Source organism: Pseudomonas sp. St29 (assembly GCF_001547915.1).
Taxonomy (GTDB): Bacteria; Pseudomonadota; Gammaproteobacteria; order Pseudomonadales; family Pseudomonadaceae; genus Aquipseudomonas.
The window spans coordinates 2,279,218-2,302,009 of record NZ_AP014628.1 but is presented as its reverse complement, the minus strand read 5'-3'; the positions used below and the strand labels follow the sequence as shown (position 1 = coordinate 2,302,009).

The 22,792-nt window shown below is 62.3% G+C and carries 17 protein-coding genes and 4 tRNA genes; 4 read left to right on the top strand and 17 right to left on the bottom strand.

Annotated features, from left to right (window positions below; genetic code table 11):
* Positions 1-231: 231 nt before the first annotated feature.
* From PST29_RS10490 to leuC, 7 genes are all read right to left on the bottom strand, one after another.
* On the bottom strand, positions 232-2,853 hold the full coding sequence (locus PST29_RS10490; protein WP_060838407.1) for a FimV/HubP family polar landmark protein: 2,622 nt from the start codon (positions 2,851-2,853) through the stop codon (positions 232-234).
* Between the two features lie 202 nt (positions 2,854-3,055).
* The gene (locus tag PST29_RS10485) at positions 3,056-4,066 is read right to left on the bottom strand and encodes an aspartate-semialdehyde dehydrogenase (protein WP_060843002.1); all 1,011 of its coding nucleotides are present in this window, start codon (positions 4,064-4,066) and stop codon (positions 3,056-3,058) included.
* A gap of 178 nt (positions 4,067-4,244) precedes the next feature.
* Positions 4,245-5,357, bottom strand: a complete 1,113-nt coding sequence (gene asd / locus PST29_RS10480) for an aspartate-semialdehyde dehydrogenase (RefSeq protein WP_047303115.1) — start codon at positions 5,355-5,357, stop codon at positions 4,245-4,247.
* A 54-nt stretch (positions 5,358-5,411) separates the two neighbouring features.
* A complete protein-coding gene (gene leuB / locus PST29_RS10475) occupies positions 5,412-6,494 on the bottom strand; it encodes a 3-isopropylmalate dehydrogenase (RefSeq protein WP_060843001.1) in 1,083 nt (360 codons plus the stop codon).
* Positions 6,495-6,545: 51 nt separating this feature from the next.
* A complete protein-coding gene (locus PST29_RS10470) occupies positions 6,546-7,310 on the bottom strand; it encodes a class I SAM-dependent methyltransferase (protein ID WP_060838403.1) in 765 nt (254 codons plus the stop codon).
* Between the two features lie 99 nt (positions 7,311-7,409).
* Positions 7,410-8,054 (bottom strand): 3-isopropylmalate dehydratase small subunit, encoded by a 645-nt coding sequence (leuD, locus tag PST29_RS10465; protein ID WP_060843000.1) that lies wholly within the window; start codon positions 8,052-8,054, stop codon positions 7,410-7,412.
* A gap of 10 nt (positions 8,055-8,064) precedes the next feature.
* Complete coding sequence (gene leuC, locus PST29_RS10460) at positions 8,065-9,483, bottom strand: 3-isopropylmalate dehydratase large subunit (protein WP_060842999.1); 1,419 nt, start codon at positions 9,481-9,483, stop codon at positions 8,065-8,067.
* Between the two features lie 153 nt (positions 9,484-9,636).
* Here leuC and PST29_RS10455 point away from each other — a divergent pair, with 153 nt between their 5' ends.
* Positions 9,637-10,527 carry a LysR family transcriptional regulator gene (locus tag PST29_RS10455; RefSeq protein ID WP_060838401.1) on the top strand — a complete coding sequence of 297 codons (891 nt, stop codon included), beginning with the start codon at positions 9,637-9,639 and terminating at the stop codon, positions 10,525-10,527.
* Between the two features lie 84 nt (positions 10,528-10,611).
* Positions 10,612-13,890, top strand: coding sequence for an EAL domain-containing protein (locus PST29_RS10450; RefSeq protein WP_060838400.1), 3,279 nt, complete (start codon positions 10,612-10,614; stop codon positions 13,888-13,890).
* Between the two features lie 48 nt (positions 13,891-13,938).
* On the opposite strand, the gene PST29_RS10445 is transcribed toward PST29_RS10450, so the two are convergent.
* From PST29_RS10445 to gltX, 10 genes are all read right to left on the bottom strand, one after another.
* Positions 13,939-14,385 carry an Hsp20 family protein gene (locus tag PST29_RS10445; RefSeq protein WP_060838399.1) on the bottom strand — a complete coding sequence of 149 codons (447 nt, stop codon included), beginning with the start codon at positions 14,383-14,385 and terminating at the stop codon, positions 13,939-13,941.
* Positions 14,386-14,500: 115 nt separating this feature from the next.
* The gene (locus PST29_RS10440; protein ID WP_060838398.1) at positions 14,501-15,460 is read right to left on the bottom strand and encodes a tRNA dihydrouridine synthase; all 960 of its coding nucleotides are present in this window, start codon (positions 15,458-15,460) and stop codon (positions 14,501-14,503) included.
* A 143-nt stretch (positions 15,461-15,603) separates the two neighbouring features.
* The gene (locus PST29_RS10435) at positions 15,604-16,038 is read right to left on the bottom strand and encodes an acyl-CoA thioesterase (protein ID WP_060842998.1); all 435 of its coding nucleotides are present in this window, start codon (positions 16,036-16,038) and stop codon (positions 15,604-15,606) included.
* Positions 16,039-16,084: 46 nt separating this feature from the next.
* Positions 16,085-16,918, bottom strand: a complete 834-nt coding sequence (locus PST29_RS10430) for an alpha/beta fold hydrolase (protein ID WP_060842997.1) — start codon at positions 16,916-16,918, stop codon at positions 16,085-16,087.
* A gap of 29 nt (positions 16,919-16,947) precedes the next feature.
* A complete protein-coding gene (locus PST29_RS10425) occupies positions 16,948-17,487 on the bottom strand; it encodes a TetR/AcrR family transcriptional regulator (protein ID WP_060838395.1) in 540 nt (179 codons plus the stop codon).
* Positions 17,488-17,670: 183 nt separating this feature from the next.
* Positions 17,671-17,746 (bottom strand) — tRNA-Glu (locus PST29_RS10420).
* A 78-nt stretch (positions 17,747-17,824) separates the two neighbouring features.
* A tRNA-Ala gene (locus PST29_RS10415) sits at positions 17,825-17,900 on the bottom strand.
* 52 nt (positions 17,901-17,952) lie between these two features.
* Positions 17,953-18,028 (bottom strand) — tRNA-Glu (locus PST29_RS10410).
* 79 nt (positions 18,029-18,107) lie between these two features.
* A tRNA-Ala gene (locus PST29_RS10405) sits at positions 18,108-18,183 on the bottom strand.
* A 277-nt stretch (positions 18,184-18,460) separates the two neighbouring features.
* Entirely contained in the window at positions 18,461-19,942 is a 1,482-nt protein-coding gene (gene gltX, locus PST29_RS10400; RefSeq protein ID WP_016965547.1) for a glutamate--tRNA ligase, read from the bottom strand.
* Between the two features lie 232 nt (positions 19,943-20,174).
* Here gltX and PST29_RS10395 point away from each other — a divergent pair, with 232 nt between their 5' ends.
* On the top strand, positions 20,175-21,221 hold the full coding sequence (locus PST29_RS10395; RefSeq protein ID WP_060842996.1) for an HlyD family secretion protein: 1,047 nt from the start codon (positions 20,175-20,177) through the stop codon (positions 21,219-21,221).
* Positions 21,211-22,761, top strand: coding sequence for an MDR family MFS transporter (locus tag PST29_RS10390; RefSeq protein ID WP_060842995.1), 1,551 nt, complete (start codon positions 21,211-21,213; stop codon positions 22,759-22,761). The genes PST29_RS10395 and PST29_RS10390 overlap by 11 nt, the downstream gene beginning before the upstream one ends.
* Positions 22,762-22,792 lie beyond the last annotated feature (31 nt).

The following is a 22,792-nucleotide window of genomic DNA, read 5'->3' as shown; positions in this document are numbered from 1 at the left end:
ATGCGCAAAGGCGCTCATTATAAGGCCGCCGGGGGCAGACGCCATGCACCGCCACGGTTTAGTTGAAGATTGAGCGCATCGACCGCCATTTCATCGCCCTCCTCGCTCAACACCGGACAAAGAGAGCAACGCCACGCCCGAGCAAAGCGCTCCGATTCGAACAGCCCAAAAAACGGCACCAACAAAAACGGCAGCCTCATCGGCTGCCGTTCTGGTCAAGCGGTATTGGCTTCAGGCCAGTCGCGCCAGCATTTCCTGGGCTTCACTCTTCTGCCCTTCACTGCCTTCGCTGAGCACTTCGCCAAGGATGTCCCGCGCGCCATCGTTGTCTCCCATATCGATATAGGCCTGAGCCAGATCGAGCTTGGTAGCCACTTCATCGCTGCCGGACAGGAAGTCGAAGTCGGCCTCTTCAGGCGCCGCCGCTGCATCTTCAGCCGTGAAACTCGGTACGGCCGGCTCAGGCTGATCCAGACTCTGAGCCAGACGATCCAGCTCGGCATTGACATCATCCAGCTCGGAAGCGAACGCATCCTTGGGCTCGGCGGCCGCATCCATCTCATCGGCCAGGGACAGATCGAAATCCGCCGACAAGTCCAGATCATCCAGAGCCGCCTCCGTAACCGTAGGCACATCGCCGGCCGGCACATCCTTGAGATCATCCTCAAGGCTCAGCAGGAAATCTTCATCGTTCTGGGTCGCCGCGGGCAGATCAGCCCCCAGGTCCAGATCGAAGTCCCCCAGGTCATCCAGGCTTTCCTGAGCGGCGGTCTGCTGCTCCAGTACCGAACCGAAACTCAGGTCGTCATCCAGCGGGAAGTCTTCCAGCTCGATCGCAGGCTCGGACGCCACGACCGCAGGCGAAGCCGCCTCAAGATCGTCCAGGCTCAGGTCGAAATCCGCATCCAGCCCCTCGACAGGCGCCGCAGGCTCAGGGGTTTGCGGCTCGTCCAGCAGCTCCTTGACGTACTGGGCATCCAGCTCAGCCGCCACCGCAGCCGCCGCCAGACCGGCCGTCGCAGCCACTGCGACCATCGCCGGGAAACGGCTTTTGAGTTGCTCGACCTGGGCATGGTTATCACCATTAGCCACCAGTTGCCGCTCCTCGGCGACAAAGGCGCTGCGATCACCCTGATGCGCGTAGACCTCCATCAACTTGAGGCGCAGATCACTGCGCTGCGGCTCCAGCTTGACTGCCTCTTCAAGCAGCGCAGCGGCCTGGTTCAGACGACCGGCGTCGATATGATTCTGTGCCTGGCCCAGCACGTCCGTGGCCCGCTCCACCGGTGCCGCCGGGATGGGTGCCACCACCGGAGCTGGAGCTGGAGCTGGAGCTGGAGCTGGAGCTGGAGCTGGAGCTGGAGCTGGAGCTGGAGCTGGAGCTGGAGCCAGCTTGACGCTGGGCGGTGGAACTTCAAGACCTTCGAAACTGCCTTCCGGCAATTCCAGCTCCTCGGTGAAGTCATTGCTTTCCTCGGACAAGGCCCGCGCCATGCGCAGGTGCTTTTCCGCTTCCTGCTGGGCCTTGCGGCGACGGGCAAGCAACAGCAACAGCAACAGCACGGCCGCTACCGCACCGCCGCCTACCAGTCCCAGCAGGATCGGATTGGTCAGCAGATCGCCATATTTGTCTTCGTCGGTCTTGGCCAGCTCATCCACTGCCGGAACGGCAGCCGGTTCACTGACTGGCGCCGCAGGAGCCACTGGCGCCACCACCGGGGCCGCAGCCTCAGGCTTGGCCACCAGCTCGGCCGGCATCGCCGGTACAGGCTGAGCAGCCGGCGCCGCGCCCTCGGCCTGCAGCTTGGCCAACTGGTTGTTCTTCAGTTCGATCAGACGCTGCAGCTTGTCCAGCTGACTCTGCAGATCCGCCATGCGCTCCTTGAGCTCGGCGTTGTCGCGACGGGTCGCGTCGAGACTTTCCTGGGTCACCGCCAGCTTGTTGTTCAGCGCCTTGCTGTCGCCTGCCGCCCCCTTGCCCCGCGCCTTGCCGCTTTCTGCCGAGACCAGGCTCAAGTTGTCCTTGGTATTGACCTGCTTGGGTGCCTTGTCGGCACCGGCACGACGGGTGGCATCCACCTGCTGCTGACTGCGGGCCCCGGCCCGACGCCCCTGGCGCCAGGCCGCGTTTTGCGCAGCCACCTCGGCAATGGCCTTGGGCTGTGCCAACGCAGTGCTCTGCACTACGTCAGGCAGACGCAGGACCCTGCCAGCCTTCAGTCGATTGATGTTGCCATCGATAAAGGCATCCGGGTTCAACGCCTGGATCGCGAGCATGGTTTGCTGGATCGAGGCGCCATTGCGATTCTTCGCGGCGATTTCCCACAGCGTGTCACGGGCCGCAGTGGTGTATTGCGCAGGCTTGCTGACCTTGTTGCCACGGGTAACCGGGGCATTCACCGCGGGACCTGCGACCGGAGCAACCTGGGCAGCAGCGGCGGCTTGCGGGGAAAACTTCGAAGGATCCAGCAGCACGCTGTAATCGCGCAGCAGGCGGCCGTTGGGCCACATCACCTGCACCAGAAACTTGACCATCGGCTCAGACAGCGGCTGACTCGAAGTCACCCGCAGCACACTCTTGCCGCCGGGATTGAGAACGGGGGTAAAACTCAGGTCATTGAGAAAGGCCTGGCGATCGACGCCGGCCTTGGCGAACTCTTCTGCCGGGGCCAGGCTGGGCACCACTTCAGCGGCAGTCAGGTCCTTGATATCGAGCAATTCGATTTCGGCTACCAAAGGCTGGTTCAGACTCGACTTCAGGGTCAGCTCCCCAAGCCCAAGCGCCTGCGCCATACCGGAGGACAGCGCCGAGGCGGCCGCTATTGCTAACACCAGTTTGCGAACTTGAACCATAGCCTCATCCTTTGTTTGAACTTTCCTCGGCCAGCGAGAAGGTTTTGTAGCGGCTGCCATAAGGCACTGCGCGGAGGCCACGACCACCACGCGGGATTATTTTCTGCATGCCCCGGGAGCACCTGACGGCCACTCACCTCCAGCAACTTGCCAAGCATAGCGCCCGGCTAGATTCATTCTGCAAATTGTTGCCAAGTATCTTTTACAGCAGGTCTTTTATCAACAATTCAGCCAGCTGCACAGCGTTCAAGGCCGCACCTTTGCGGACGTTGTCCGAGGTCAGCCACAGATTCAGTTCCGTCGCATCATCGATGCCGGAACGAACCCGCCCCACATAGACTACGTCCTGGCCCACGGCGTCACCCACAGCGGTGGGATAATCACCGGCTTCCACCAGTTCCAGGCCCGGAGCGGCCTCCAGCGCCGCGTTTACCGCCGCCAGATCGACATCGGCGCCCGACTGCAGAGTCACGCTATAGCTATCGCCAAAAAACACCGGCGCTTGAATGCAAGTGACAGAAATCTTTAATAAAGGCTGCCCCAGCACTTCACGCAGTTCCCTGACCAGACGCTTTTCCAGCAGGGTATGACCCTGGGCATCCGGCGCGCCAACCTGAGCCAGCAGATTGAAGGCCACCTGGCGGTCGAAGAAGCGCGGCTCCAGTGGACGCACATTCAACAACTCGGCAGTTTGTCGAGCCAGTTCGCTGACCGCCTCACGCCCCTGGCTGGAGATGGCCAGACTGGCGGTCAGGCTCACCCGCTGGATGTCCAGCAAGCCCTGCAAAGGTGCCAGAGCCACTGCCAAAGCGGTGGCCGCGGCACTGGGACTGCTCAGCTGCACGGGCTTGCTCAAACCGGCCAACACCTGGGCGTTGGCCTCAGGCACGACATTGGGCGCCTGGGCCGACGGCAAGGCGCCGGCAAGGTCGATCACTGCGCAGTTGGCCGCGGTGGCACGGGGCGCGAAACTCAGGGTGACCGCTGGACCTGCGGCAAAAAATGCCAGTTGCACCTTGCTGAAATCGAATTCGTCGACCTCACGCACACGCACGTTCTTGCCGCGAAACGGCACCGAATGACCGGCCGACTCGCTGCTGGCCAGCAGGTGCAGGTTGGCAATCGGGAAATCGCGTTCTTCGAGTACCTGCACCAGGGTTTCGCCAACGGTACCGGTGGCACCGATCACGGCAATATCAAAGGATGGAGTCATGGCGCTACCTCAGGTGAAACGGGGGAGCGGCACTTTACCCGGCACGGGGTGACGAGGCAATTCGCGAGGGCCAGCAGCAGGAACGGGCCTCTTCGCCGGCCAGCCTGCCCCTGCGAAGGCAAGCATAAAAAAACCCGCGTCCTGGTTCGGGCGCGGGTTCTTTCAACCACTCAGCGGATCAACGCTCCAGAAGGATCCGCAGCATGCGCCGCAGCGGCTCAGCCGCGCCCCACAGCAACTGGTCGCCCACGGTGAAGGCACCGAGGAACTGCGAACCCATGTTCAGCTTGCGCAGACGGCCAACCGGGATATTCAGGGTGCCGGTGACCTTGGTCGGGCTCAGCTCCTGCATGCTGATGTCACGCTGGTTCGGCACCAGCTTGACCCAGGGGTTGTGCTGACTGATCAGCCCTTCGATATCGGCGATCGGCACGTCCTTGTTGAGCTTGATGGTCAGCGCCTGGCTGTGGCAGCGCATGGCACCGATACGCACGCAGATGCCGTCCACCGGAATCGGGTTCTTGAAGCGCCCGAGGATCTTGTTGGTTTCGGCCTGGGCCTTCCACTCTTCGCGGCTCTGGCCGTTGGGCAGTTCCTTGTCGATCCACGGAATCAGGCTGCCGGCCAGCGGCACGCCAAAGTTCTCGGTCGGGTAGGCATCGCTGCGCATGGCCTCGGCCACCTTGCGGTCGATATCGAGGATGGCGCTGGCCGGGTTCGCCAGGTCATCGGCAACGGCCGCGTGAGTCGCGCCCATCTGCTTGATCAGCTCACGCATGTTCTGCGCGCCGGCACCGGAGGCCGCCTGGTAGGTCATGGCGCTCATCCACTCCACCAGGCCGGCTTCGAACAGGCCGCCCAGGCCCATCAGCATCAGGCTGACGGTGCAGTTGCCGCCGATGTAGTTCTTGGTCCCGGCATCCAGCTGCTGGTCGATGACCTTGCGGTTCACCGGGTCGAGGATGATCACCGCATCATCCTGCATACGCAGGCTGGATGCGGCGTCGATCCAGTAGCCCTGCCAGCCGGCTTCGCGCAGCTTGGGGAAGACTTCACTGGTGTAGTCGCCACCCTGGCAGGTCAGAATCACGTCGAGGGTTTTCAACTCTTCAATGCTGTAGGCGTCCTTCAGCGGAGCAATATCCTTGCCCACCGACGGCCCTTGGCCACCGACATTGGAAGTGGTGAAAAACACCGGTTCAATAAGATCGAAGTCCTGCTCTTCCAGCATCCGCTGCATGAGCACGGAACCGACCATACCGCGCCAACCGATCAGACCTACACGTTTCATCGCAACTACACCTTTACAAAAGTGGGCCACTGTCTATGCAGTGGGCCCGAAAGATTACAGATTCCGCAGCGCGGCGACTACTGCATCGCCCATTTCCTGCGTACCGACTTTGGTGCAACCGGCCGACCAGATGTCCCCGGTGCGCAAACCCTGATCCAGCACCCGGCTCACCGCCTGCTCGATGGCGTCCGCCGCCTCGGTCAGGTTGAAGCTGTAGCGCAGCATCATCGACACCGAGAGGATGGTCGCCAGCGGGTTGGCGATGCCCTGCCCGGCGATGTCCGGCGCCGAACCGTGGCACGGCTCGTACATGCCCTTGTTGTTGGCGTCCAGGGACGCCGACGGCAGCATGCCGATGGAGCCGGTGAGCATCGAGGCTTCATCGGAAAGAATGTCGCCGAACATGTTGTCGGTGACGATCACGTCGAACTGCTTCGGCGCACGCACCAGTTGCATGGCGGCGTTGTCGACATACATATGGCTCAGCTCGACATCCGGGTAGTCCTGGGCGACTTGCTCGACCACTTCACGCCACAGCTGGCTGGAGGCCAGGACGTTGGCCTTGTCCACCGAGCACAGCTTCTTGCCGCGCACACGGGCCATGTCGAAGCCGACCCGGGCGATGCGGCGGATTTCACTCTCGCTGTAAGGCAAGGTGTCGTAGGACTGGCGCTCGCCGTTTTCCAGCTCGCGGGTGCCACGAGGGGCGCCAAAGTAAATGCCGCCGGTCAGCTCGCGAACGATGAGGATGTCCAGGCCGGAAACGATCTCCGGCTTCAGGCTCGAGGCATCCGCCAGTTGCGGGTAGAGAATCGCCGGACGCAGGTTGCCGAACAGGCCCAGTTGCGCGCGGATCTTCAACAGGCCGCGCTCAGGGCGAATATCGCGCTCGATCTTGTCCCATTTCGGCCCACCCACCGCACCCAGCAACACCGCATCGGCGGCACGGGCACGATCCAGGGTTTCGTCAGCCAGAGGCACGCCATGCTTGTCGATGGCCGCGCCACCAATCACATCGTGGCTCAGCTCGAAGCCCAGGCCGTACTTGTCGTTGGCCAACTCCAGCACCTTGACCGCCTCGGCCATGATTTCCGGACCAATGCCATCACCTGGGAGAATCAGAATCTGCTTGTTCATGCGTTCCTCGTTTGCTCTGTCGGCCGGCCCCTGGGCGCAACCGGAAAAGTTCTATCGCTCGGCCCACAGCACCAGTACATCTGTACTGAACGAACCATCGGCCTCAATCTCAAAATATTCGCGCACTTCGTTGCCCATCGCCTGCTGCAGCTCGCGGATCGCCACCCGCAGCGGCTCGGGGGTGCGCATGCGTTCGACCCAGGAGTGGTACTCCAGGCGCAGTCTTTGTCGAGCGGTGCTGCGGGTGTGCAACCCGGCCTCGCTGACCTGGCGCAGCCATTCACCCGCCGAATAATCGCGTACATGACTGGTGTCACGCAGCACTTCGACGCTTTGCAGGTAAGTGTCCAGCAGCGGACTACCCGGCGACAAGACATCGATGAACGCCGCCACGCCACCGGGCTTGAGCACCCGACGCACTTCCCGCAGGGCCAGGCCCAGGTCGCTCCAGTGGTGAGCCGAGTAGCGACTGAAGACGAAATCGAACTCACCGTCGGCAAACGGCAAGCGTTCGGCAGCCCCTTTCACGCTGCGGATGTTGTGCAGATTACGCTCCTGGGCGGCTGCCGACACCACATCCAGCATCTGCTGGGAGAGGTCGTAGGCCACCACTTCCCTGACCAGCGGCGCGACATGGAAGCTGACATGGCCGGCACCGCACCCCAGGTCGAGGACCCGCGCCTGCTCCTGGCCCGCCACCTCGGCCTGTAGCAGGGCGAATTCGGCGCCTTGAGCGTGTACAGCGCTGCTCAGGTAGGCCGAAGCCTGTTCACCAAATTGCTTCTGTACTACCTGGCTGTGGGCGTTGCTGGTCATGGCACGATCCTTCTGGACAAGGGAAACAGCGTTCGCTGGCAAGCCAGCTCCTGCAAGGCCGGCACCTGCGCAATTTCGCAGGCACCGGCTTGCCGGCGGTCAGGCGTCGCGAAACAACCAGGGCTGGCTGGCCCGGTGCTTGGCTTCAAAGGCGGCGATGGCGTCGCCGTCCTGCAAGGTCAGGCCGATATCATCAAGACCGTTGAGCAGGCAGTGCTTGCGGAAGGCATCGATCTCGAACTTCAGCACCTTGCCGTCAGGACGGGTCACGGTTTGCGCCTCAAGGTCGATATGCAACTGGTAACCCGGGGTGGCTTCGACCTGCTGAAACAGTTCATCGACTTCCGCATCGCTGAGGATGATCGGCAACAAGCCGTTCTTGAAGCTGTTGTTGAAGAAGATGTCGGCATAGCTCGAGGCGATGATGCTGCGAAAACCGTACTCTTCCAGCGCCCACGGCGCGTGCTCGCGACTGGAGCCGCAACCGAAGTTCTCCCGCGCCAGCAACACGCTGGCACCTTGGTAACGCTCGGCGTTGAGAACGAAATCCTTGTTCAACGGACGCTTGGAGTTGTCCTGGTACGGCTGCCCCACATCCAGGTAACGCCACTCGTCGAACAGGTTGGGGCCGAAGCCGGTGCGCTTGATCGACTTGAGGAACTGCTTGGGGATGATCTGGTCGGTGTCGACGTTGGCACGATCCAAAGGCGCGACCAAACCATTGTGCTGGGTGAAAGCTTTCATGCTGCGCTCCTTAGATCAATTCACGGACGTCGACGAAACGACCGCTGACAGCGGCGGCGGCGGCCATGGCCGGGCTCACCAGGTGGGTACGCCCACCCGCGCCCTGGCGCCCTTCGAAGTTGCGGTTCGAGGTGGAAGCGCAATGCTCACCGGACTCCAAGCGGTCCGGGTTCATCGCCAGGCACATCGAGCAGCCCGGCTCGCGCCATTCGAAACCGGCCTCGAGGAAGATCTTGTCCAGGCCTTCCGATTCGGCCTGGGCCTTCACCAGGCCCGAGCCCGGCACCACGATCGCCTGCTTGATGGTGGAAGCCACTTTGCGGCCCTTGGCGATGACCGCGGCGGCGCGCAGGTCTTCGATCCGCGAGTTGGTGCAGGAGCCGATGAACACCCGGTCCAGCTGAATGTCGGTGATTGCCTGGTTGGCGCTCAAGCCCATGTATTTCAAGGCGCGGACGATGGAGTCGCGCTTGACCAGGTCCATTTCCTGGGCCGGATCCGGCACCCGCTGATCCACGGCCAGGACCATTTCCGGCGAGGTGCCCCAGCTGACCTGCGGCTTGATCTGCGCCGCGTCGAGCTCGACCACGGTGTCGAATTTGGCGTCGGCATCCGACACCAGATCCTTCCAGGCCTCGACCGCCAAGTCCCATTCGGCGCCTTTGGGGGCGAACGGACGGCCCTTGACGTAGGCCACGGTCTTGTCATCCGCCGCCACCAGGCCCACACGAGCACCGGCTTCGATGGACATGTTGCAGATGGTCATGCGGCCTTCGATGGACAGGTCGCGAATCGCGCTGCCGGCGAACTCGATGGCGTGCCCGTTGCCACCGGCGGTGCCGATCTTGCCGATAACCGCCAGAACGATGTCCTTGGCGGTCACGCCGAAAGGCAAGGTGCCTTCCACGCGCACCAGCATGTTCTTCATCTTCTTGGCCACCAGGCACTGGGTGGCGAGCACGTGCTCCACCTCGGAGGTGCCGATACCGTGGGCCAGCGCGCCGAACGCGCCATGGGTCGAGGTATGGGAGTCGCCGCAGACCACGGTCATGCCCGGCAAGGTGGCGCCCTGCTCCGGACCGATCACGTGGACGATGCCCTGGCGCACGTCGTTCATCTTGAATTCGACAATGCCGTATTCGTCACAGTTGTCATCGAGGGTCTGCACCTGCAGACGGGAAACCTGGTCGACAATCGCTTCGATCCCGCCCTTGCGCTCGGGGGTGGTCGGTACGTTGTGGTCCGGGGTGGCGATGTTGGCATCGATGCGCCAAGGCTTGCGCCCGGCCAGACGCAGGCCTTCGAAAGCTTGTGGCGAGGTCACTTCGTGGATGATGTGACGATCGATATAGATCAGCGCCGAACCATCGTCGCGCTGCTTGACCAAATGCGAATCCCAGAGCTTGTCGTAAAGCGTCTTACCGGCCATCGGACCATTCCTCATCAGCTTGTTTCTATGCCCCGGGCCCTGATCGCGAGCCGATCAATAACCCCTTGGCTTGTGAGGCTGATGCTATGGCGTTAGATTAAATAACTCAAATTCATATTTTTCATGCTTTGGATAACCAACTGGAATGTGACCATGGACCTGGCCAACCTCAACGCCTTTATTGCCATTGCCGAAACCGGCAGCTTTTCCGGCGCCGGTGAACGCCTGCACCTGACCCAGCCCGCCATCAGCAAACGCATCGCCGGCCTGGAGCAGCAGCTCAATGTGCGGCTGTTCGACCGCCTGGGCCGGGAAATCGGCCTGACCGAGGCCGGACGCGCCCTGCTGCCCCGGGCCTATCAGATCATCAACGTGCTGGACGACACCCGCCGCGCCCTGACCAACCTCAACGGCGAAGTCAGCGGCCGCCTGACCCTGGCCACCAGCCATCACATCGGCCTGCATCGCCTGCCGCCGCTGTTGCGGGCCTTTACCCGGCGCTACCCGCAAGTGGCGCTGGACATTCAATTCCTCGATTCAGAGGTGGCCTACGAGGAAATCCTCCATGGCCGGGCCGAGCTGGCAGTGATCACCCTGGCGCCAGAGCCCCACAGCCTGATCAGGGCCAGCGCCGTCTGGGACGACCCGCTGGACTTCGTTGCCGCCCCGGAGCATCCGTTGGTCAGCAATGGCCAGGTCAGCCTGGCGGACATCGCCCTGCATCCGGCGGTATTTCCCGGCGGCAACACCTTTACTCACCACATCGTCCAACGCCTGTTCGAAGCCCAGGGCCTGACACCGAACATCGCGATGAGCACTAACTATCTGGAAACTATAAAGATGATGGTGTCCATCGGCCTGGCCTGGAGCGTGCTGCCGCGCACCATGCTCGATGATCAGGTGGCGCGCATCCCTTTACCGGGCATACAACTGCGACGCCAGCTAGGCTATATCCTGCACACCGAACGGACGCTGTCGAACGCTGCGCGGGCTTTCATGGCCCTACTGGATGCACAAGTCGATTGGCCAGGGAACCCGGCATAGCTTTTCCGGGTAGTGCCCGTGCCACGCCGCACCGCCATGAGTTCCTCGCGTAAAACGAATGACTCAGCTCAAGGCCTGACCCCCATGCCAAAACCCGCTGATCGTATTCCACCCATGCCGCGCATCCATGCCATCGACCCAAAGGAGTCGGAGCAAAGCTGGGAAAGCGCGCCACAACTGCTTGCCGCCCTCAATGGTGCTCGATTGGGGGCCTGGTATTGGGATATTGAAAGCGGGCAGATCAGCTGGTCCCGGGGCACCCAGGCGCTGTTTGGCTTCGACCCGCGCCAGCCGCTGCCGGAAAACCTCGAATACCTTGACCTGTTGCCCATCGAGGACCGGGCCAGGACAGTGCGCGCCTTTCATTCGGTGCTGGCGGGCGCCCCGCTGGAACACGCCATGCACCACCGCATTCGCTGGCCCGATGGCAGCCTGCACTGGCTGGAGATCAACGGCAGCGTACTGCCGGACAAGCACGGCAAACCCCGCATGATCGGGGTGATCCGCGAGATCACCCACCAGCGCCAACGCGAGGAAGCCCTCAGCAACTCGGAAAAGCGTTTCGCCACCCTGTTTCACCTGTGCCCCAATACGGTGCTGCTGACTCGCCTGGAGGATGGCCTGATCAGTGAGGCCAACCAGTACTTCGAAAGCCAGTTCGGCTGGCCCGCCGAACATGTGATCGGCCGTACCACCCTGGAGATCGGCCTGTGGGTCAATCCCGAGCAGCGCGCCCAACTGATCAAGGCCGTCCAGAAGAAAGGCCAGGCCGCCAGCCTCGAAGTGCAGTTCCGCGCCAGCAACGGCCAGATCCACGACGGCATCCTCAGCGCGCAGAAGATCGAACTGGAAGGCAAGCCCTACCTGCTCAGCACCTTTCTCGACACCAGCGAGCGCAAAAGGGCTGAACAGGCGCTCAAGGACAGCCAGGAACGCCTCGACCTGGCCCTGGACTCGGCACAACTGGGCACCTGGGACTGGCACATTCCCAGCGGCATGCTGTACGGCTCTGCGCGGGCCGCGCAATTGCACGGCCTGGCCCCGGCGCCCTTCCACGAATCCTTCGAGGCCTTTTTCGAGGGCGTACCCACCGAAGAGCGCGACAGCATGCGCGATGCCTATCGCAGCCTGCGAGAAGGCCCGGCGGGCAACTACCAGCTGACCTACCGGGTGCAACTGGCGGACGGCAGCTCGCGCTACCTCGAAAGCCGCGCCCGCCTCTATCGCGACGACTCGGGCAATCCCCTGCGCATGGCCGGGACGCTGCTGGACATTACCGAGCAGGTGGAGCGCGAACAGCGCTTGATCACCTCCGAGGAGAAATTCGCCAGTCTGTTCCAGGTCAGCCCGGACCCCATCTGCCTGACCCTGCTGGAAACCGGCCAGTTCATCGAGATCAATTCAAGCTTCACCCAGACCTTTGGCTGGACCCAGGACGACGTGATCAACCGCAGCGCCGAGCAGATCGGCTTCTGGGAGGATCCTGCCCCGCGCCTGCGGCGGATCGAGCAGGTGATTCGCGAACAGGCGCTGAACAACGTGGCGGTGATGGTCAACCACAAGGACGGCCATTCGCTGACCTGCATCATTTCCAGCCGCCTGATTACCGTCGACAAACAGCCGTGCATCGTCACCACGCTGCGGGACATCACCCAGCAGCAGCGCTCCGAGGCCGCCCTCAAGGCCAGCGAGGAGAAGTTTGCCAAGGCCTTCCACTCCAGCCCCGACGCCATCACCATCACCGAACGCGAGACCGGCCGCTATCTGGAGGTCAACGACGGCTTCTGCCGCCTGACCGGCTACCGCACCGATGAAGTGCTCGGCCACACTATGTACCAGGTCGGCATCTGGGCCGAAGAAGGCCAACTCGCCACGCTGCTGGCGGAACTCAGACTCAAGGGGCGCGTGCACCACCTGGAAATGCTCGGGCGAAACAAGCGCGGGGAAATCCTCACCCTGGAGGTGTCGGTGGAGCCGATCATCCTCAACGAAACCCCGTGCCTGCTGCTCACCGCCCGGGATGTCAGCCTGCTGAAGAATGCCCAGGCGCAGATCCGCCACCTGGCCTACCACGACCCGTTGACCAACCTGCCCAACCGCGCCCTGCTGATGGACCGCCTGAGCCAGCAGATCGCCCTGCTCAAGCGCCACAACCTGCGGGGCGCCCTATTGTTCCTCGACCTGGACCACTTCAAGCACATCAACGATTCCCTGGGCCATCCGGTGGGCGACACCGTGCTGAAGATCATCACCGCCAGGCTGGAAGCCAGCGTGCGCATGGAGGACACCGTGGCGCGCCTGGGCGGCGATGAATTCGTGGTGCTGCTCAGCGGCCTGGAAGGCTCGCGCAACGAGGTCAGCGAACAGGTACGGCACCTGGCGGGAACCCTGCGCGAACTGCTCTCGGAACCGATGTTCCTCGACGGCCAGCGCCTGCAGGTCACCCCCAGTATCGGCGTGGCGCTGATTCCCGATCACGGCTCGACCCCCACCGACCTGCTCAAGCGCGCCGACATCGCCCTTTACCGGGCCAAGGACTCCGGGCGCAACACCACGCAGATGTATCACAACACCATGCAGAAGGCCGCCAGCGAGCGCCTGCGCATGGAAACCGACCTGCGCCTGGCCCTGTCCCGCGGCGAATTCAGCGTGCACTTCCAACCCCAGGTCGACGCCCGCGACAACCGCATCGTCGGCGCCGAGGCCCTGGTGCGCTGGCAGCACCCGGAACTGGGCGCCCAATCACCGACCGAATTCATCAAGGTGCTGGAGGACAGCGGCCTGATCCTTGAAGTCGGCACCTGGATTCTCGATGAAGCCTGCCTGGCCTTCAGCCAACTGATGGAAGAGGGTCTGGTGGATCCTTATCACTTCAGCCTGTGCGTCAACATCAGTCCGCGCCAATTCCGCCAGACCGACTTTGTCGAGAAAATCGAACACAGCCTGACCGAGTACGCTTTGCCCTCATCGCTGCTCAAGCTGGAAATCACCGAAGGCATCGTGATCCAGAACCTGGACGACACCATCAGCAAGATGCGCCGCCTGAAAAAGCTCGGCGTCAGCTTCGCCATGGATGACTTTGGCACCGGTTATTCGTCCCTGACCTACCTCAAGCGCCTGCCGGTGGACACCCTGAAGATCGACCAGTCCTTCGTCCGCGACGCCACCCATGACCCCAACGATGCGGAAATCATCCGCGCCATCGTCGCCATGGCCCGCAGCCTGAACCTGAAGGTCATCGCCGAAGGCGTGGAAACCCCGCAGCAACTGGAGTTCCTCCAGGGGCTGGAATGCCATCTTTACCAGGGCTACCTGCACAGCCGGCCGCTGCCTCTCGGCGAATTCAAGAAACTGCTGAAATGACGGGCACGAAAAAGGGCGCCACCAGGGCGCCCTTTTTTTGCAGCGGTCTTAGTGTTGCAGAGCCGGCTGCTGCGCACCGTTGATCGGGATGCGCTTTGGCTTGGCCTCTTCCGGCACAACCCGCAGCAGGTCGATGTTCAACAGACCGTTGCTCAGGGCCGCGGCCTTGACCTCGATATGGTCGGCCAGGCGGAAGGACAGCTTGAATGCACGCTGGGCAATGCCCTGGTGCAGGTAGGTGACACTTTCATTGGCATCACGCTTGCCACCGCTCACGGTCAACACGCCTTTCTCCACTTGCAGTTCCAGGTCTTCTTCCTGGAAACCGGCAGCCGCGATGACGATGCGGTATTGGTCGTCGGCGTGTTTTTCAACGTTGTAGGGTGGATAGCTGCTGCCCGGCTCATTGCGCAACGCCGATTCGAACAGGTCGTTGAAACGGTCGAAGCCAACAGAGGAACGGAACAGTGGAGCCAGGGAAAATGCAGTACTCATGGGTCTATCTCCTGATATTTCAGCGAGTGGTTATCTCCGCGACCCGAATTCGGCGTCGCGTACCCAAGAGATAGGGATCGGCCCTGGCATTTCAAGAGCCCTTTTTTGAATTTTTTTACGCCGCCTCGCTGCGCGGTACACCCAGCAGGCGCCCCACCTGGTCCAGGTCGGTTTCCCGGCGCAGAGCGGTAAACAACTCCACCGCCTCCGGGTAGTTGCGGGTCAGCATGGCCAGCCACTGCTTGAGCCGCCCCGGCGCCGAACGCGGCGTCAATTGCACCACCACCTGGGCCCAGAAGTCCTGGAGCAGGGGCTGCAGATCGGCCCAGGACATGGCCACCACCTCTTCGCCCGCCCGGGCAGCGGCGATCTGTCGTGCCAGGTCCGGACGCGACACCAAGCCTCGGCCGAGCATGATGTCCTCGACACCACTGATCTCCCGGCAGCGCCGCCAATCCTCGACGCTCCAGATATCACCGTTGGCGAACACCGGCACCTTGACCACCTCCTGGACCCGGGGAATCCACTCCCAGTGAGCCGGCGGCTTGTAGCCATCGACCTTGGTCCGGGCGTGAACCACGATATGCTCGGCACCGCCCTCGGCCAACGCGGTCGCACATACCAGCGAGCCGTCCGGACTGTCGAAACCCAGCCGCATTTTTGCCGTGACCGGAATGTGCGCCGGCACCGCACGCCGCACATGCTCGACGATCTGGTTCAGCAGCTCGGGCTCCTTGAGCAGCACCGCGCCGCCCCGGGACTTGTTGACGGTCTTGGCCGGGCAACCGAAGTTCAGATCGATGACCTCGCTGCCCAGCTCACAGGCCAGCGCGGCGTTCTCGGCCAGACACACCGGATCCGAACCCAGCAACTGCACGCGCAACGGCACACCGGCAGCGGTATGCGCACCGTGCAGCAACTCGGGAGCGAGCTTGTGGAAATAGGCAGGCGTCAGCAGACGGTCGTTGACGCGGATGAACTCGGTGACACACCAGTCGATCCCGCCAACACGAGTCAACACATCCCGCAGGATGTTGTCGACCAACCCTTCCATGGGCGCCAGGGCAATTTGCATGAAACACACTCAACGAAAAAACGGGCGAAAAAACGTCCGCCAGTTTACTGGGTTTCGCCCTTGAGCAGGAGTTTTGTAGGGGCCTGCAGGTCGCGAACGAGCCTTGGTGGACGCCTTCGTTACGCTACGGGCACAGGCAGGCGTCAGGCGCCTTGCAGGGCCGGGCCGTAGCCTTCGAGGAACTCGGCGGGCATGCGCTTGGGTTTGCCGCTGGACAGCTCGATGCAGACGAAGGTGGTCTGAGCCCGCAACAAGGTGCTGCCATCGCTCGGGCGAACCAACTGGAAACGCCGGGTCATCTTCAGACGCTGATCCCAATCGACGATCCAGGTGGCCAGTTGCAACTCATCCCCTTCGTAAGCCGCAGCCAGGTAGTCGATCTCGTGTCGCACCACGGCCATCGCCCGATCCAACCGGCGATACTCCGCCAGGTCCAGCCCCAGGCGCTGGGAGTGCCGCCAGGCACAACGCTCCAGCCACGAGACATAAACCGCGTTGTTGGCGTGCCCCAGTCCATCGATATCCTCGGCCGCCACCTGCAGATCGATGACGAATGGCGTTGCCAGATCCCAACTCATGCCCGACTCCCGGTCAGATTTTTGACCGGGGCAGTGTAACGGATGCTCAGGCGGATTGGCGCGCTTGCAGATGACGCCCCGCGACCAGGGCAATCACCGCTTCGACCACCCGCGGATCGGCCAGCACCCGCTGATGACCGCCCTCGCTCAAGCGCAACAGGCGACTGTCGAACCAGGCTTGATGGATCAGCTCCGACTCCTTGACCGGCACGAAGCGATCATCCTCCGCGTGAACGATCAGGCCAGGCATGTCCAGTTGATACTGGGCCACATCCAGGCTTGCCGCGCGCATGCCGACCTCTTTCTCCACCTGACGAATAAAGGCCGAACGCGCCCTGGGCGGCAAGCCCATGAATCGGGCGAAACCTCGCAATACGCCGAGGATGCGGGCGGGCGCGGCAATGCTGACCAGGGTTTCGCTACGCAGCCCCAATTGCACCGCGAGCATGGCGCTGGCCCCCCCCATGGAATGGCCGATCACTGCACGCAACGGCGGCAACTCTGCGGCGGCCTCCAACATCGCTCGGGCGAACAGCACCACATTGGCCTCATCCCCCGGAGAGCGACCATGGGCCGGCCCCTCCAGCGCCACCGCGGTATAACCGGCCGCCACCAGCGCCTCGATCAGGCTGGCGAACTGGGTGGGTCGCCCTTCCCAGCCATGCATCAGCATGACCGTTGGCCCCTGCCCCCAACGCAAGGCAGAAAGCCCAAAGCGCAGGGTCAGTCGCTCGGCGCGCTCCAGCAGCGGCAGCTCCCATTCCCGCGGCGGCAGCTCGCGAGGCGTCATGAACAGCTGGCGCATCCGATTCGCCGCCCATTGAGGCGCCACCCAGCCAAGGGTGCCGTTGACGCCACGAATCCAGCTCAATCCGTTCATCTCTCGCTACCTCGCAACCGAACTTCAGGTCATTGAATTGCCGACTTGGCGGCACGCAACAAACGATCGGACAACTCCCCCGGGCCCAGGGCCCGCGCCAGGGATAGCCCTCCCACCATCAACGCCATGTCCGCCAGAGCCTTGTCCGTGTCCTCCGGGCAAGTGGCCAACTGCGCCACCATCAACTCCATGTGTTCAGTCAAGGCCTTGCGGAAACTCTCGGGCAAGCGCCCAAATTCGCCCACGGATGCCGGAATCGGGCAGGCCTGCTCCGTGGAGTCGCGATGCTTGCGCGACAGGTAGAAAGCCGCCGTCAGCGCCCTGCGCTCCTCGCCACTGAGGCTTGAGTCCATCTCGTCGAGCAAGCCGCGACGATGGGAGAGCAATTGGGTGAAGGCTTCGAGCATCAACGCATCCTTGCTCTCAAAGTGCGCATAGAAGCCGCCCACGGTCAGCCCGGCCGCGCCCATGACTTCCCCCACACTGGGCTCTGCCGGGCCCCGCTGAATCAGCGCGGAACTGGCGGCCTGGAGAATGCGTTCGCGGGTTTGAGCTTTTTTGTCGTTCATCGTTGCCTCCGAATATTACGGAAAAAATATTATACTCATAATAATTTTCCGCAAGTCGCCAGTGTGACCATCGGTCAGAAGTACAGGTTCAGGAAGAAAGCGGGAGCTGGCTGGGCGCCAGAAAAACAAAAGGGCCATTCAATAATTGAATGACCCTTAAAAATCCCGCAGAGCGGGTAATCGTGGCGTCCCCTAGGGGACTCGAACCCCTGTTACCGCCGTGAAAGGGCGGTGTCCTAGGCCACTAGACGAAGGGGACACAAACCTTCTGACAGAAGACCAGCGCTGAGTACTGGTCGATTCAAGGCCGGTGTGGCCAGACCTTGAACTGTAAAATTGGTGGAGCTAGACGGGATCGAACCGTCGACCTCTTGCATGCCATGCAAGCGCTCTCCCAGCTGAGCTATAGCCCCGGATTTTCGCCTCGCGGCGCAGCGACATCTTGCAACATCGCTTGTGTGAAACTGGCGTCCCCTAGGGGACTCGAACCCCTGTTACCGCCGTGAAAGGGCGGTGTCCTAGGCCACTAGACGAAGGGGACGCAAACCCTTCTATACAACTGACCAGCGCTGAGTACTGATCGATTCAAGGCCGGTGTGGCCAGGCCTTGAACTGTAAATTGGTGGAGCTAGACGGGATCGAACCGTCGACCTCTTGCATGCCATGCAAGCGCTCTCCCAGCTGAGCTATAGCCCCTCGTCGGTGAGGACGGGGCGAATCTTAAGGGGGGATCTGAAGGCTGTCAATTTTTTTTCCGCTTTTTGAAAAAAAATTTGCCGGGATAACAACCACTTACCGCCCCGCCCCGAAAACCCTGGCTTTTGCGGCCTTGTCGACCCGCATCAACCCCCGCAAAAGGTTCGTTACAGGCCGACAGAAAACGCCAAGGGCGACGATCAAACCGTCTGCGCCTGGATTTCAAGCGTAGCCGAAAAGATCGCCGCCCTTGGCGCAACCGTCCCGCAAAGGCGTCTTAGCCGATGGCGCCCAGCAGTTTTTCCCATTCCTTGTTCTCTTTCTTCGACACACCACCGAGCAGATCGATGGCCTGACGCAGACGGAAACGCGTCAGGTCCGGCCCCAGAATCTCCATGGCATCGAGTACCGATACCGAACTGGCCTGGCCAGTGATGGCCGCGAACATCAGTGGCATGGCGTCGCGCAGCTTCAGTTCCAGGGATTCAACCACTGCCTGAATGGTCGCGGTGATGCTGTCTTTCTCCCACTGACGCAGGCTTTCGAGCTTCCACAGGATCAACTGCATCAGCTGCCGCACCTGATCACCCGAAAGTTTCTTGGATTCGAACAACTTGGCATCCGGGGTCACGCCACCCGCGAAGAAGAAGCCGGCCAACGGTGCGATCTGGCTGAAGGTCTCGACCCGGCCCTGCACATGGGGCGCGATCTTCATCAGGTACTCGGGGTTCAGCGCCCAGGTCTGGACCCGGCTGGCGAACTCTTCCACCGGCAGATCCCGCAGCCACTGGCCATTGAGCCAGGACAGCTTCTCGATATCGAAGATCGGCCCACCCAGGGATACCCGCGACAGGTCGAAGTTATCGACCATTTCCTGCAACGAGAACTTCTCGCGCTCGTCCGGCATCGACCAGCCCATGCGCCCCAGGTAGTTGAGCATGGCCTCGGGCATGAAGCCCATGCGCTCGTAGAAGGTCACCGAGGTCGGGTTCTTGCGCTTGGACAGCTTGCTCTTGTCCGGGTTGCGCAGCAGCGGCATGTAGCACAGCTGCGGCTGCTCCCAACCGAAGTACTCGTACAGCAGGATCAGTTTCGGCGCCGAAGGCAGCCATTCCTCACCACGCAGCACGTGGGTGATGCCCATCAGGTGGTCATCGACCACGTTGGCCAGGAAGTAGGTCGGCAGGCCGTCGGTCTTCATCAGCACTTGCATGTCCATGCGATCCCACGGGATCTCGACGTCGCCACGCAACATGTCCGGCACCACGCAGACGCCTTCGGTCGGCACCTTCATGCGGATCACGTGGGGCTCACCGGCCGCCAGGCGCCGGGCCACTTCTTCCTTGGACAACAGCAGCGCACGGCCGTCATAACGCGGGGTTTCGCCACGAGCCATCTGCTCGGCACGCATCTGGTCCAGCTCTTCGGCGGTGCAGAAGCACGGGAAGGCGTGGCCCAGGTCCACCAGTTGCTGGGCGTACTTCTGGTAGATGTCACCGCGCTCGCTCTGGCGATACGGGCCGTGAGGGCCGCCGACATCCGGGCCTTCACTCCAATTGATGCCCAACCAGCGCAAGGCGTCGAAGATCTGCTGCTCGGACTCGCGAGTCGAGCGCAACTGATCGGTGTCTTCGATACGCAGAATGAACTCACCGCCATGCTGCTTGGCAAAGCAGTAGTTGAACAAAGCGATGTAAGCGGTACCTACGTGGGGGTCCCCGGTAGGCGATGGCGCGATGCGCGTGCGAACGGTGGTCATGGCTGGTCTCGAACAGATAGAAAAACGAGGAATAAAACAGGGGGCGAATGGTAACAGGCGACACCAGCACCGCTCCAGTGAGGAGGGCATTTAAGCCAAGGTTGCGACTACAGGCCGCTGCCAGCCCGCTGAATGGCCAATAATCAACAAGCGGCATTTACCACCCAGTGGCTATATGCCAGATTCGCCGGCTGATAGATTTCCTTACACTTTTCTCGACTACAGTCTGCCCATGCCTGCCCAACTCAAGCGTCGCCTGTTTGTTTTTCTGTCTCTGGTCCTGCTGATCGCCCTGGGACTGCTCGCCCATTGGTGGTTCCACGGCCGTTTTTATGAAACCACCGACAACGCCTACGTCCAGGGCGAAATCACCCGGGTTTCCAGCCAACTCAGCGCACGGATTGAAGAAGTGCGCGTGCAGGACAACCAGCACGTAGAGCAAGGCCAATTGCTGATACGCCTGGAAGGTCAGGACTTCCAGCTGGCGGTGGACCGCGCCCAGGCCGCCCTCGCCACCCGCGAGGCCGAACGCCTGCAGGCCCAGAGCAAACTGACCCAACAAGCCAGCCTGATCGCCGCCAGCCAGGCCCAGGTGGCATCGAGCCAGGCCAGCCTCGGTCGCTCGCAGATCGACCTGTCCCGGGCCCAGACCCTGCGCAAGCCCGGTTATGTCTCCGAAGAACGGGTCACCACCCTTTCCGCCGACAACCACATCGCTCGCTCCCAAGTAGCCAAGGCTGAAGCCGACCTGCAAGGCCAGCGCCAACAGGTCAACGCCCTGAACGCCGAGATCAAGCGCCTCGACGCACAGATTGCCAATGCCCGGGCCGACCTGGCCCAGGCGCAATTGAACCTGAGCCGCAGCGAAATCCACGCCCCCATCAGCGGCATCATCGGCCAGCGTGCAGCGCGCAACGGCCAGGTGGTACAGTCCGGCGCCTACCTGCTGTCGATCGTTCCGGACCAGGACATCTGGGTTCAGGCCAACTTCAAGGAGACTCAGATCGGTCACATGCAACCCGGACAACAGGCCGAGCTGACCTTCGACGCCTACGGCGACACCCCGATCCAGGCCCGGGTCGACAGCCTATTCGCCGCGTCCGGCGCACAGTTCAGCCTGCTGCCACCGGACAACGCCACTGGCAACTTCACCAAGGTGGTACAACGCATTCCGGTAAAGCTGACCTTCGCCCCCGACAATCCCCTACAGGGCAAGATCCGTCCGGGCATGTCGGTCACGGTCAAAGTGAACGTCAAAGACCCTGTCGATGGCCGGTGATCAACTGCTGCGCCCGCTGGCGGAGCCCAGCCGGCGCGACTGGATAGCGGTCATGAGCGCCATGCTCGGCGCCTTCATGGCGGTGCTCGACATCCAGATCACCAACTCCTCGCTGAAGGACATCCAGGGCGCCCTCTCCGCCACCCTTGAGGAAGGCTCGTGGATCTCCACCTCCTACCTGGTGGCGGAGATCATCATGATCCCCCTCACCGCCTGGCTGGTGCAGCTGCTCTCGGCCCGGCGGCTGGCGACCTGGGTTTCGGTGGGTTTCCTGATCGCCTCCCTGCTCTGCTCCATGGCCTGGAGCCTGGAAAGCATGATCGTGTTCCGCGCCCTGCAGGGCTTTACCGGCGGCGCGCTGATTCCCCTGGCATTCACCCTGACCCTGATCAAGCTCCCCGAGCACCACCGGGCCAAGGGCATGGCCATGTTCGCCATGACCGCCACCTTCGCCCCTTCCATCGGCCCAACCCTGGGTGGCTGGCTGACGGAAAACTGGGGCTGGGAATACATCTTCTATATCAACGTGCCGCCGGGCCTGCTGATGATCGCCGGCCTGCTGTACGGCCTGGAAAAGAAGGAAGCCCACTGGGAACTGCTCAAAAGCACCGACTACACCGGCATCCTGACCCTCGGCCTGGGCCTGGGCTGCCTGCAGGTGTTTCTTGAAGAGGGCCACCGCAAGGACTGGCTGGAGTCGAACCTGATCGTGACCCTGGGCAGCATCGCCCTGGTCAGCCTGATCACCTTCGTCATCGTCCAGGTCTCCAAGCCCAATCCACTGATCAACCTGGGCATCCTGCGCAATCGCAACTTCGGCCTGTCGAGCATTTCCAGCCTGGGCATGGGGGTTGGCCTGTATGGCTCGATCTACCTGCTGCCGCTGTACCTGGCGCAGATCCAGAACTACAACGCCCTGCAGATCGGCGAAGTGATCATGTGGATGGGGATACCGCAGCTGTTCCTGATTCCGCTGGTGCCCAAGCTGATGCAGTTCATCTCGCCCAAATGGCTATGCGCCCTGGGGTTCGGCCTGTTCGGGCTGGCGAGTTTCTCGTCAGGCGTGCTCAATCCGGACTTCGCCGGACCGCAGTTCAACCAGATCCAGATCATCCGCGCCCTGGGCCAGCCGCTGATCATGGTCACCATCTCGCTGATCGCCACGGCTTACATACAGCCCCAGGACGCGGGCTCGGCGTCGAGCCTGTTCAACATCCTGCGCAACCTGGGAGGCGCCATCGGCATCGCCTTGCTGGCGACCCTGCTGGATGCCCGCACCAAGACCTATTTCGACTACCTGCGTGAAGCGCTGGTGCCCAGCAACCCGCAGGTGGCGGAACGCCTGGCGACCCTCACCGACAAGTTCGGCAGCGAGTCCGCGGCCCTTGGCAAGCTCAGCGAGATCACCCACCAGCAGGCGCAGATCATGGCCTACAACGACGCCTTCCATTTTGTCGGCATCGCCCTGGGCATTAGCATGCTGGCGGTACTTTTGACCAAGGCCCTGCCCAAGGGCTTGAAGGCAGGAGAAGCCCACTGACCCACGAATTGCCTGTAGGAGCTGGCTTGCC